This window comes from Brucella pseudintermedia (assembly GCF_008932435.1).
GTDB classification, from domain to species: domain Bacteria; phylum Pseudomonadota; class Alphaproteobacteria; order Rhizobiales; family Rhizobiaceae; genus Brucella; species Brucella pseudintermedia.
On record NZ_WBWE01000010.1, the window covers coordinates 1 to 12,000 of the forward strand.

Below are 12,000 nucleotides of genomic sequence, written 5' to 3' on the forward strand. Positions count from 1 at the left end.
TCAAGCAAAAGGGAAAGCCGAGCAAAGTCGCACTCGTCGCCGTCATGCGAAAAATGATCATTATCCTCAACGCGAGAATCCGGGACGCAAACGCAACGGTGCTTGACACCTAACACCGTTGCTTTTTGGTTTCAGGCCCTGGCCTTCAGGGACTGGTAGCTCTTGACCGCGATCACGAGGACAATGCCGATCAGAATGGCGAGCACTGCTTGCAGGAAAGAGGTTGCGATCCATTCGAAGGCCGCTGAAAAACGGGTGCCTTCAGTCGGCAGATGCGAAACGATGGAATGGATGAAGGCTTCCACGCTGTGGATGCCGATGGAATCCAGTCCGTGAACGATGATGCTGCCGCCCACCCACAGCATGGCGACGGTGCCGACAGTGCTCAGGACTTTCAGGATTACGGGCATGCCCGCGACCAGTCCCTTGCCGAGCTGCCTGCCGAAAGCGCCATGGCTGTTGCGCACCAGCGAGACGCCCATGTCGTCGAGCTTCACGATGATGCCGACAACGCCATAAACGGCAAAGGTAATCAGTATGGCAACGGCGGCGAGGATAGCCGCCTGCGTGTAGATGTTTGACGGGGCCAGCCCGGCCAGCGTCAGCGCCATGATTTCCGCCGACAGGATGAAGTCCGTGCGGATCGCCCCGTTGACGGTGGTTTCCTCGATCTCGACGGCTGTGGCGCCTTTGGTTTCCTCGTGCTCCTCCTCCCTGTGCGGAATGAAGAACTCCACCAGCTTTTCCGTTCCTTCGAACGAGAGATAGGCGCCGCCGATCATCAGGAGCGGCATGATGAAGGACGGGGCGAAATAGCCCAGAACGAGCGCCAGCGGCAGCAGGAAAACAAGCTTGTTGCGCAGCGATCCCTTGGTGATTTTCCAGATGACCGGCAATTCGCGTTCCGGCTTCAGCCCCACGACATATTTCGGCGTAACGGCCGTATCGTCGATGACGATGCCCGCCGCCTTGGCGCTGGCTTTTGCCGTCTGTCCCGCGACATCGTCGAGCGAAGCTGCCGCCATTTTCGCAATGGCCGCGACATCATCGAGAAGTGCGAACAAGCCGGATGCCATGGGAAACCTTTCCGTGTCAGATAAGCGGTAGCTAAACGTTTAAGGGGCGCTACGTCCAGACAGAAATCCTCTTGCCTTCAACTGTATCTGAAATGGATACAATCTGTGCAGCATCGTCAATATTTTAAGTCCTGTAGCAATGGCTATATTGGCGGCAACACAACAGGAGAGATCGCCATGCTTAATCAGATCAAGGGCCTCCACCACGTCACCTCGCTTGCCGCCGATGCGCGCTCCAACAACCGGTTCTTTACCGATGTGCTCGGGCTGCGCCGCGTCAAGAAGACCGTCAATTTCGACGATCCCAGCGTTTATCACCTCTATTATGGCGACGAAGTCGGCACGCCCGGCACCGTCATGACCTATTTCCCGTTCCCCGGCATACCGCGCGGTCGCGACGGCACGGGCGAGGTGGGAACGACCGTCTTTGCCGTGCCGCAAGGCTCGCTCGGTTTCTGGAAGGATCGTTTTGAACAGTCTGCCGTCAAGGTTGAATCCGAGGACGAGGCGTTCGGTGAAAAGCGTATCCACTTCCGCGGGCCGGATGGCGACAGCTTCGCACTGGTCGAAGTGAAGGATGATCCGCGCGCGCCGTGGGCGCATGACGGGATTGATCCTGAAAACGCCATTCGCGGCTTTCATTCGGTCTCGATGCGGCTTCGCGATGAGGGCGCCACAGCCGAATTGCTGAACTATATGGGCTATCAGAAGCTCGATGCGAAGGACGGCACCACCCGCTTCATCATGCCGGACGGCAATGGCGCTGGCGTCATCGATCTTGAAACCCTTCCGGCAGTCGGCCGCAACCAGCAGGGTGCGGGTTCGGTGCATCACGTGGCATTTGCCGTCGAAAACCGCGAGAAGCAACTGGAAGTGCGCAAGGCGCTGATGGATACGGGTTATCACGTCACGCCGGTCATCGACCGCGATTATTTCTGGGCGATCTATTTCCGCACGCCGGGCGGCGTATTGTTCGAGGTGGCGACCAACGAACCCGGTTTCGACCGCGACGAGGACACGGCGCATCTTGGCGAAGCATTGAAGCTCCCGGCACAGCACCAGCATCTGCGCAGCTATCTTGAAGAACATCTCGACAAGATCTGAGGCGCAGGGAGGAAACGGACATGACCATTCAAACCTATGAGCACCGGCTGAAGGCCGGTGCGGAAGGCGCGCCGCTTTTCATCGTGTTTCATGGCACAGGCGGCGATGAGAACCAGTTTTTCGGTCTGGCGGAACAGCTTTTGCCGGACGCGACCATCGTATCGCCGCGCGGTGACGTGTCGGAGTTTGGCGCGGCACGCTTCTTCCGCCGCACGGGCGAGGGCGTCTACGACATGGAAGACCTTGCCCGCGCCACCGACAAGATGGCCGGTTTCATCGCCGGGCTGGTGGCCGAGCACAGGCCGTCGGAAGTGATCGGGCTTGGCTATTCCAACGGGGCCAACATCATGGCGAACCTTTTGATCGAGAAAGGCAAGGTCTTTGATAAGGCAGCGCTTCTGCATCCGCTGGTGCCGTTCAGCCCGAAGGACAATCCAGCGCTCGAGGGCGCGAAAATTCTCATGACCGCCGGGCGGATGGACCCCATCTGTCCGCCGGACCTGACGGAAGCGCTGGCGCATTATTTCGAGCGCCAGAAAGCCGATGTCGAACTTGTCTGGCATCCGGGCGGGCACGAATTGCGCCAGACGGAACTGGCGGCAGTCCAGTCGCTTCTCGGAAATTAAAGCATTTCCAGCAAAAGTGGGCACCGGTTTTGCGTCCGGAAATGCGTTGGAAAGAAAGCATTTCCAGCAAAAGTGGGCACCGGTTTTGCGTCCGGAAATGCGTTTGAGCAAAGATGCCGCCGTTCGGAAATGAGCGGCGGCATTATTGTTCCGGCTTCCTCTTGCAAAAATCATTATATATTATATTCAATTGTATATTGATTATGAGGTGACGAGATGGAAGCGATTTCGGGCCGCGCGCCCGCCGATGAAAAAAGGATGACGCGCGCGGAAATGGAAGGGCGGGCGGCAGAGGTCGCCGAACTTCTGAAAACGCTGTCGCACCCGGCGCGGCTGATGCTGGCCTGCACCCTTGCAGAAGGTGAATATTCGGTCGGCGAGCTGGAGGAAGCGCTTGGCATCCATCAGCCGACGCTGTCGCAGCAACTGGGCGTGTTGCGGGAGGCGGGCGTGGTCGAAACCCGCCGCGAAGCGAAACAGATTTTTTATCGGCTGACGGAAGCGAGAGCCGCGCAGCTTATCGAGGCGCTCTATGGCATTTTCTGTGCGCCGGAGGGCCGGTCATGATAGCGACCTATCTGCAATCGCTGGCAGGCGGAATGCTGCTTGGGCTTTCCGCAGTCCTGCTTCTTGTCCTGAACGGGCGCATCGCTGGCATCAGCGGCATCGTCGGGCGGCTTCTGGGCGGGCAGCAGGTTCCGGCCAATGCGGTCTTTGTCGTCGGCCTCGTTCTGGGACCGATCATTTATGCAGCAATCTATGGCTCTTTTCCCGCAGTCACGCTGGCCATGTCTTGGCCCGTCATTGTCGTGGCAGGGCTTCTGGTCGGCATTGGCACCCGCATGGGGTCGGGCTGCACGTCAGGCCACGGCATTCTCGGCATGGCGCGGTTTTCCAGACGCTCCATCGCGGCGACTCTCACTTTCCTCATAACCGGCATTGTGGTTGCCACCATTTCGGGAGCGTTCCTGTGACACAATCGGCATTTGCGCGCCTTTCCGTGACCTTGCTTGCCGGTGCGATATTCGGTTTCGGCCTGTCGCTGTCGGGCATGATCGATCCCTCCCGCGTGACGGGCTTCCTGAATATTGCAAGCGGCCATTGGGACCCGAGCCTCGCCTTCGTGCTGGGCGGTGCTCTTCTGGTGGCAATCCCCGGCGTGATGTTGCAGCGGCGCATGGCGCGGCCCGTGCTCGACCGGTCTTTTCATCTCCCGGAAAGGACGGATATCGACAGGCGGCTGATTGCCGGTTCCGCCATCTTCGGCGCGGGCTGGGGGCTCGCTGGCTTCTGCCCCGGTCCCGTTGTGTCCGCACTATCCATGGGGTTGCCGCAGGTCTGGCTCTTTGTCGCGATGATGGCTCTGGGTATGCTGTTCCACGACCGCATCATGGGCCGGGCGGCAGCGCAGGCATCCAAATCCTGAGCCAGCTCGTCAAATTACCCTTTTAATAGCGAGATGAATGAGTTAGGCACCCTTTGATTATTGTCGAGGGAGCCGCGCCATGGCTGGATTGCTGAAACGCTTTGCCGGATATTACCGTCCGCATCGTGGGCTGTTCGCGCTGGATTTTTCCAGCGCGGTGGCATCCGGCCTGCTTGAGCTTGCCTTTCCGGTCGCCGTCACGCTTTTCATCGACAGGCTGCTGCCCACCGGTCAGCTCGGCGTGATTGCCCTCGCTGCGGTTGGCCTGCTTGCCATTTATGTGCTCAACGCCTTCCTGCAAGTCATCGTGACCTATTGGGGGCATATGCTCGGCATCAAGATTGAGACCGAGATGCGCCGCAAGGCCTTCGATCATTTGCAGAAGCTCTCCTTCGGTTTCTTCGACAACCAGAAGACCGGCCATCTGGTGGCGCGGCTGACCAAGGATCTGGAAGAAATAGGCGAGGTGGCGCATCACGGCCCCGAGGACGTCTTCATTGCGGTGATGACGCTGATCGGCGCCTTCATCCTCATGGTGTGGGTGCATCCGCCGCTGGCGCTGATTACCGCCGTCATCGTGCCGCTGTCGGCCTATGTCACCACCCGTTACGGCGGGCGCATGACCAATACATGGCACGCGCTTTACCGGCGCGTCGGCGATTTCAACGCGCGGATCGAGGAAAATGTCGGCGGCATCCGCGTCGTTCAGGCCTTTACGAACGAAGACCACGAGCGACGGCTTTTCGCCGAGAGCAACGACAAATACCTGACCACCAAGCTCGCCGCCTACAAGATCATGGCTGCGTCCATGTCGCTCTCCTACCTGTCGATGCGCTTCGTGCAGGTCGTGGTGATGCTGGCGGGCGCATGGTTCGTGGTGCGTGGCGAACTGACCGCCGGCGGGTTTGTCGGCTTCCTGCTGCTGGTCAATGTGTTCTTCCGTCCGATCGAAAAGATCAATTCGGTCATCGAAACCTATCCGAAGGGGATCGCCGGTTTCCAGCGTTACACGGAGTTTCTCGACACGCGCCCGGACATTGCGGACCGCTCCGGTGCGCAGACAGTTGCCCGCCTGACCGGCGATATCGAATATCGCGATGTGAGTTTCGGCTATAGCGCGGACCGCCCCATCGTCGATGGTCTCGACATTTCCATTCGCGCGGGCGAAACGATTGCCTTCGTTGGTCCGTCCGGTGCGGGCAAGACGACGATCTGCTCGCTGCTGCCGCGCTTCTATGATGTGACGAAGGGCGCGATACTTGCCGATGGCATCGACATTCGCGACATGACGCTGAAATCCCTGCGCTCCAACATCGGCATCGTCAGTCAGGATGTGTTCCTGTTCGCCGGGACGATCCGGGAAAATATCGCCTATGGCCGTCTGGATGCAACCGAGGCGGAAATCGTCGACGCTGCGCGCCGCGCGCGGCTTGATGGCGTCATTGCCAGCCTGCCGGATGGCTTTGAGACGGTGATCGGCGAGCGCGGCGTGAAGCTTTCGGGCGGACAGAAACAGCGCTTGGCCATTGCGCGCATCTTCCTGAAAAACCCGCCCATCCTGATCCTTGATGAAGCAACGTCCGCGCTCGACACCGAAACCGAGCGCGCCATTCAGCAGTCGCTCGCCGAACTTTCGCAAGGCCGCACGACGCTGGTGATCGCGCATCGCCTCGCAACCATCGTCAACGCCGATCGCATTCTGGTGGTGGAGGGCGGGCGCATCGCGGAGCAGGGCAGTCATGCCGCGCTTCTGGCCGTGAAGGATGGGCGCTACAGGCGCCTGCATGTCGCGCAGGCCAGGCTCGATGAGGGGCATTCTTCCGCGGCGGAATAGAGGCCCGGAACCATCACGCATTTCTGAATTCTGGCGGGGAAGACGAGCCGCCGCGCCGTCTTTCTGCTGTCTGCCGGCTATCAGCAATTCTCTCTTTGATATCTGATGTATCAGATATTGACATATCAGATTCTCTGTTTCAGGATCAGGTGCAAGTTCATGACAAACAGGTGTTGCCTTGGGTGATAACGTTTCCCCCCTTTCTCCGATCAAGGTGAAGAGCCTCAGGGATCATGTGCATGACAATCTGCGGGAGGCGATCATTTCCGGCCGGATCAAGTCTGGCGAGAAGCTGAACGAGAGGCAACTCGCTTCCGATCTGGGCATCAGCACGAGCCCGTTGAAAGAGGCGCTGCGCCAGCTGGAAGGGGAAGGGCTGGTCAGGACCGAGGCGCGGCGCGGCACGTTCGTATCGTTCAATGCGCGGCAGGCCGAGGAAATGACGCTCGCCCGCGCCGCGCTGGAAAGCATCATTGCGCGGCAGGCGGCCAAGCACGGCAGCGAGGAGGCGTTCGGTTTCCTTCGCGCCGTGATCGAGGAAATGCGGGCGGCGGTGGAGGCGGGCAGCGTCGATCTGCTGATCGAACTGAACGAGAAGTTTCATGACGGCATTCATGAGGCATCGGGCTGCGAATATCTGCGCCGGTTGCAGAATGCGCAGCGCATGTATGACCACGCCGCAAGGGTGACTGTCCTGTCACGCGAGGATGTGCGGCGGCAGTCGTTCAACGAGCATGAGGCGATCATGCAGGCAATTACGGCGCGCAACGGCGATCTGGCCGAGCGGCTGATGCGCGAGCATATCGTGAAAGCGGGGGATACGCATATCGAACTGGTCTTCTGACCGGTACATTGGGAGGAAATGATGGATTTAGCGGGCTACCGCCGGGTGCTTCGCGGCATTTCGGGCGTGCATGCGACTGCCTATGACGCAAGGGGCGAGATCGATGCCGGGCTGACGGGCGGGATCGTCGGGCGCATCGCGCAGGCAGGTGTTCATAACATCGTCACCGGGGGCAATACCGGCGAATTCTACAGCCTCACCGAGAATGAAGTCATCCGGCTTCAGGCCATCGCCATTGCCGCGGTTGACGGAAAGGCTGCCGTAACCGCTGCAGCCGGGCGTTCGGTGCGCGAGGCGATCCGGGTCGCGAGCGCGGCAGGCAAGGCGGGCGCTGATGGCGTGATGATCCACCATCCGCTCGACCCCTTTGCCGCGCCCCATGCGCAGGTGGACTACTTCATCGCCATTGCCGAAGCCGTCGACCTGCCCATCGTCGCCTATATCCGCTCGGACCTGATCCCGCTTGATGAAATGGTGCGCCTTGCCACCCATCCGAAGGTCGCAGGCGTCAAGTTCGCGTCGCAGAACACCATGCTCTTCTTCGAGTGCTGCCGCGCGACGAAGGGCACGGAAGCGACCTGGATCTGCGGTCTGGCGGAAAGCTGGGCCTTGCCGTTCTACGCCCTCGGCGGGCGTGGTTTCACCTCCGGCCTCGTCAATGTCGCGCCGAAGCGCTCGCTTGCCGTGTGGAATGCGCTGGAAGCGGGAGATTTCGCAAAAGCGAGGGCTGTGGTCGAAAGCATTGCCGATTTCGAGACCATGCGCACCAAATACCGCAACGGCGCCAATGTGACCGTTGTGAAGGAAGCACTGCAAATCCAGGGATTTGAGGTTGGCAAGGTGCGGCTTCCCGGATTGCCGCAGCTTGAAACGAATGATCGCGAGACGCTTCGCAAGATCGTCTCCGGCTGGGAGACCGATGGCATTGTCTGACAAATGAAACCCGGGCGTCCTGACAGGGAGAAGAGGGACGCACCGGATAACCAGAAAGTGGAGGAGAACATGAACAAGGGAATTTCACGCCGCACATTCATGGCGGGGGCCGGGATTGCGACCGGCATGGGCATCATGCTGCCGAAGGGCGTTTGGGCGCAGTCGGCGAAACTGCCGTCCTCGCCGGTGGCGCTTAATGTCATCGATGCCGCGGGGAATCTGGCGCTGACCCAGCCGATCTTCGATAATTTTGCAGCCGAGCAGAAAGCGCTTGTGTCGCGCTTCACCTTCAACAAGGCGCCTGCGCCGGAACTGCCGGGCAAGATCAAGGCGCAGCAGCGCGCCAACCGCATCGACATCGACATGGTGATCGTCGGGCCGGATGCGCTTTCCGCCGGGCTTGCCGACGATATCTGGACCGACATCATCGCGCTGCCGGACAACGGCCTGCCCAAGTTGCAGGATATCTATCTGGAACCTGCATGGCGTATGCAGGAAATGTCGAAGGGCAAGGGCGTCGTCGTTTCCTATTATCCATCCGGCCCCCTGCTTGAATATCATCCGGACAAGGTGAAGACCCCGCCCAAGACCGCTGAAGAACTGCTCGCCTGGACGAAGGAAAATCCGAACAAGTTCATCTATGCCCGCCCGGCCAATTCCGGTCCGGGGCGCACCTTCCTGATGGGGCTTCCCTATCTTCTGAAGGACAGCGACCCGAAAGACCCGGTCAAGGGCTGGGACAAGACCTGGGCCTATCTGAAGGAACTGCACAAGAATATCGAATATTACCCGGCAGGCACGGGCGCGCTCATGAAGGAACTGGGCGAAGGCACCCGCGACATGACGGTGACGACAACCGGCTGGGACATCAATCCGCGCGCGCTCGGCGTGGTGCCGAAGGAAATGGGCGTCAGCAAGCTCGACGGCTTCCACTGGGTTTGCGACGCGCATTATTTCGCGATCCCCAAGGGCGTGCCGGAGGAAAAGGTCGCGGTGCTGATGGAGTTCATCAAGTTCGCGCTCAAGCCCGACCAGCAGGCCTATTCCTATGATGCCGGTTATTTCTATCCGGGGCCTGCGGTGAAGGACGTCACCATCGAAATGGCGCCGAAGGAAAGCCAGAACATCATCGCCGAGTTTGGCCGTCCGGAATATGCCGACTGGATCGCCAATAATCCGATCGAGCTGCCGCTTGAGCCGGAGGCGCTGGTCGCTGCGTTCCGCCGCTGGGACGAAGAGGTCGCCGGGGGCTGAGGCCGCCTGCGGAATTTCCGGGCGAGCCGCATCTCGTCCGGAAACGCTCTTGCTCGTCAAACAAATCATGGTGTTTGCGCCAATGTCATTTCAAGAACTCCGGCTCGACCGCATGAGCCGTTCATTCGGGACTTTCGCTGCCCTGAGGGATATCAACCTCACGATCCGCAAGGGCGAGTTCATCGCGCTTCTGGGGCCTTCCGGCTGCGGAAAATCGACGGCTCTCAACTGCATCGCCGGGCTTCTCGGCACGACGGGCGGCGGCATCTATATCGACGAGCGGCGTGTGGACCAGTTGAAGCCCGAGGATCGCGGCTTCGGCATGGTTTTCCAGAACTATGCGCTGTTTCCGCATATGAACGTTTTGCAGAATGTCGGCTTCGGCCTCAAGATGCGTGGTCTGGCAAAGAGCGAGATCGAAAAGCGCGCGCGGGCCGCACTGGCTCTGGTGCGCCTGCAGGGCCAGGAAGAAAAACTGCCCGGACAGCTTTCCGGCGGACAGCAGCAGCGCGTGGCGATCGCCCGCGCCATCGTCATCGAGCCGCCTGTGGTTCTCATGGACGAGCCGCTTTCCAATCTCGACGCCAAGCTGCGCCTTGAGATGCGCGCCGAAATCCGCCGCATCCATAACCAGCTTGGTTCGACCACGATTTATGTGACCCATGATCAGGACGAGGCCCTGTCGCTGGCCGACCGTATCGTGGTTCTGCGCGATGGCGAAATCCGGCAGGTCGGCAAGCCGCACGAGCTTTACGAAGAGCCGCGCTATCGCGACGTTGCGGCTTTCATGGGCTTCCGCAATGCCTTGCCGGGCAAGGTTCTGCGCGTCGAGGACGGGCAGGCGGTCATTTCCGTTGCGGGAAGTGAACTCGCCGGGCGCGCCATGGACGAGCTTCGGCCGGGCGATGATGCCGTGCTGATGGCCCGTGGCGATGATGTTATGTCCGGTTCGGGCCATCGCAACGACTTGCAGGCGACCGTCGAGACCATCGAATATCGCGGGCGTGAATATGTCGGCACCGCCCGCACCGAAACCGGGATGGAACTGATCTTTCACGGGCCGCAAGGGGTGGAACCCGGCAGCCGCATTGTGCTGGGCATCGATGCGGGCCGCGCGCTGGTCTTTCCGGCGGAGGGCTGAACCATGGCAGTGGAGACCTATGCAGACGCACCGCTTAAACCCGGCTTGCGGCAACGCCTCGCCAATCGCGGCTTTGATGGCGTCACCCTTCTGATCCTGCCTGCGCTGCTTTTTGTGGTGGGCGTGTTCATCTATCCGTTTCTTTACGGGCTGGTACTGTCCTTCAACCCGCTCGACGGGGGCGGGGCGCTGGCCAATTACCGCAAGTTCTTCTCCGATCCCTATCTCTACAAGACCATCGGCGCGACGCTGTGGCTGGCGGTTCCCGTCACCATCATCAGCGTTCTTTTCGCGGTTCCCATTGCCATGCGTGTGCGCCTGATGCGCCGCCAGCGCCTGCTGACCACGATCCTCGTCCTGCCGGTGACGCTCGGCACCGTCCTGATCGCGGAGGGCCTGCTGAACTATCTGGGGCCGCAAGGCTGGTTCAGCCGCACGCTCATCACCATCGGCCTCATCGACAGCCCGTTGAAGCTCACCAACAATTACTGGGGCGTCTTCGCATCGCTGGTCATCACGGTGTTTCCGTTCACCTTCCTGCTGACGCTTTCCTACATAACCGGCATCGACCCCGCTTTGGAGCGCGCCGCCGCCACCCATGGCGCCAATAGCTGGCAGCGCTTCCGCCATGTCATGCTGCCGTTGCTGGTGCCGGGCCTGGTCGTCGCGGCCTGCCTCACCTTCGTACAGGCCTTCGCCGTGTTTCCCTCCGCCGTGCTGCTTGGCGCGCCGTCGGGACCGACGCGCGTGATCTCCATTGCAGCGGCACAGGCAGCTTTCGAGCAATATGACGACTCCATGGCCTCATCCATCGCGATGATCATGGCGGCGGTCCAACTGCTGGTCGTCGGCGCGCTTCTCGGCGTGCGTTCGCTCTTCTATCGCGGTTCCACCGCCGGCGGAAAGGGATAGGCCATGATCCGCGATACTTCCATCCTTTCCAAGCTCTGGATCACCGTTGTCTGGCTCGTGACCGGCTTCTTCGTGCTCAATGTCCTTGCGGTCATCATGGCGGTGGTGGTTTCGAGCTTCGGCACGCGCTGGCTCGGCACCTGGTTGCCGGACGCATTCACCACCCGGTGGTATGCGGCGGCATGGGCGGAATTCCAGCTTGATCAGGTGCTGCTTGTCACCTTTCAGGTCGTCTTTGCCGTGGTCATCCTGTCGGGCATTCTGGGCGTGACGGCGGCCTATGCCATGGCGCGCCGCGATTTTCCCGGCAAGAAGCTTGTGCTTTTGATCTTCCTGCTGCCGCTTCTGGTGCCGCCGATAACCTTCGGCATTCCGCTGGCGACCGTGCTTTACAAGTTCGGCGTGGGCGGCACGTTCTGGGGCGTGGTGCTTGCCAATCTCGTACCCACGGTCCCCTTCGTCATTCTGGTGATGATCCCCTTCATCGAGCAGATCGACCCGAAGGTGGAGGCTGCGGCGCGCGTGTTCGGCGCAGGCACGTTCAAGCTCTTCATCCATGTGCTTCTGCCCATGCTGATGCCGGGCGTCCTCGCGGCCATGCTTCTGGTTCTGGTGCGCACGGTGGCGATGTTCGAACTGACCTTCCTCACCGCCGGGCCGACATCGCAGACGCTGGTGGTCGCGCTCTATTATTCGGTGTTCGCCGCCGGGGTCCGCTCCGTGCAGTCCATCGATGCCATGGCGGTCATCTACATGGTCACATCGCTGGTCTGGCTGCTTCTGGCGCTGCGCTTCGTCAATCCGACGCAGATCGTGGCACGCAACCGTCAACCGTCCGCACATTGAGGCA

13 protein-coding genes and 1 pseudogene are annotated in these 12,000 nt (G+C 60.6%); 13 read left to right on the forward strand and 1 reads right to left on the reverse strand.

Going from position 1 to position 12,000, the window contains the following annotated elements:
- Positions 1-113 (forward strand): annotated as a pseudogene (locus F9K78_RS13610) (IS110 family transposase); the annotation flags it as partial.
- Between the two features lie 18 nt (positions 114-131).
- Here F9K78_RS13610 and F9K78_RS13615 read toward each other — a convergent pair.
- On the reverse strand, positions 132-1,076 hold the full coding sequence (locus F9K78_RS13615) for a DUF808 domain-containing protein (protein ID WP_121983658.1): 945 nt from the start codon (positions 1,074-1,076) through the stop codon (positions 132-134).
- A gap of 177 nt (positions 1,077-1,253) precedes the next feature.
- Here F9K78_RS13615 and F9K78_RS13620 point away from each other — a divergent pair, with 177 nt between their 5' ends.
- From F9K78_RS13620 to F9K78_RS13675, 12 genes are all read left to right on the forward strand, one after another.
- A complete protein-coding gene (locus tag F9K78_RS13620) occupies positions 1,254-2,180 on the forward strand; it encodes a VOC family protein (RefSeq protein ID WP_121983659.1) in 927 nt (308 codons plus the stop codon).
- Positions 2,181-2,200: 20 nt separating this feature from the next.
- The gene (locus tag F9K78_RS13625) at positions 2,201-2,806 is read left to right on the forward strand and encodes an alpha/beta hydrolase (RefSeq protein WP_121985203.1); all 606 of its coding nucleotides are present in this window, start codon (positions 2,201-2,203) and stop codon (positions 2,804-2,806) included.
- Between the two features lie 216 nt (positions 2,807-3,022).
- The gene (gene bigR / locus F9K78_RS13630) at positions 3,023-3,373 is read left to right on the forward strand and encodes a sulfite-sensing transcriptional repressor BigR (protein WP_121985202.1); all 351 of its coding nucleotides are present in this window, start codon (positions 3,023-3,025) and stop codon (positions 3,371-3,373) included.
- A complete protein-coding gene (locus tag F9K78_RS13635) occupies positions 3,370-3,780 on the forward strand; it encodes a YeeE/YedE family protein (protein ID WP_121985201.1) in 411 nt (136 codons plus the stop codon). The genes bigR and F9K78_RS13635 overlap by 4 nt, the downstream gene beginning before the upstream one ends.
- Entirely contained in the window at positions 3,777-4,232 is a 456-nt protein-coding gene (locus F9K78_RS13640) for a YeeE/YedE family protein (protein ID WP_121985200.1), read from the forward strand. The genes F9K78_RS13635 and F9K78_RS13640 overlap by 4 nt, the downstream gene beginning before the upstream one ends.
- Positions 4,233-4,311: 79 nt before the next feature.
- Complete coding sequence (locus F9K78_RS13645; RefSeq protein ID WP_121985199.1) at positions 4,312-6,066, forward strand: ABC transporter ATP-binding protein; 1,755 nt, start codon at positions 4,312-4,314, stop codon at positions 6,064-6,066.
- A gap of 235 nt (positions 6,067-6,301) precedes the next feature.
- Positions 6,302-6,910, forward strand: a complete 609-nt coding sequence (locus F9K78_RS13650; RefSeq protein ID WP_121985198.1) for a GntR family transcriptional regulator — start codon at positions 6,302-6,304, stop codon at positions 6,908-6,910.
- Positions 6,911-6,931: 21 nt separating this feature from the next.
- Positions 6,932-7,843 (forward strand): dihydrodipicolinate synthase family protein, encoded by a 912-nt coding sequence (locus F9K78_RS13655; RefSeq protein WP_121985197.1) that lies wholly within the window; start codon positions 6,932-6,934, stop codon positions 7,841-7,843.
- Between the two features lie 99 nt (positions 7,844-7,942).
- On the forward strand, positions 7,943-9,097 hold the full coding sequence (locus F9K78_RS13660; RefSeq protein ID WP_235925432.1) for an extracellular solute-binding protein: 1,155 nt from the start codon (positions 7,943-7,945) through the stop codon (positions 9,095-9,097).
- 67 nt (positions 9,098-9,164) lie between these two features.
- The gene (locus tag F9K78_RS13665) at positions 9,165-10,238 is read left to right on the forward strand and encodes an ABC transporter ATP-binding protein (protein ID WP_376903710.1); all 1,074 of its coding nucleotides are present in this window, start codon (positions 9,165-9,167) and stop codon (positions 10,236-10,238) included.
- Between the two features lie 3 nt (positions 10,239-10,241).
- Positions 10,242-11,150 (forward strand): ABC transporter permease, encoded by a 909-nt coding sequence (locus F9K78_RS13670; protein ID WP_121983668.1) that lies wholly within the window; start codon positions 10,242-10,244, stop codon positions 11,148-11,150.
- Between the two features lie 3 nt (positions 11,151-11,153).
- Positions 11,154-11,996 carry an ABC transporter permease gene (locus F9K78_RS13675; RefSeq protein ID WP_121983669.1) on the forward strand — a complete coding sequence of 281 codons (843 nt, stop codon included), beginning with the start codon at positions 11,154-11,156 and terminating at the stop codon, positions 11,994-11,996.
- Positions 11,997-12,000: the final 4 nt, after the last annotated feature.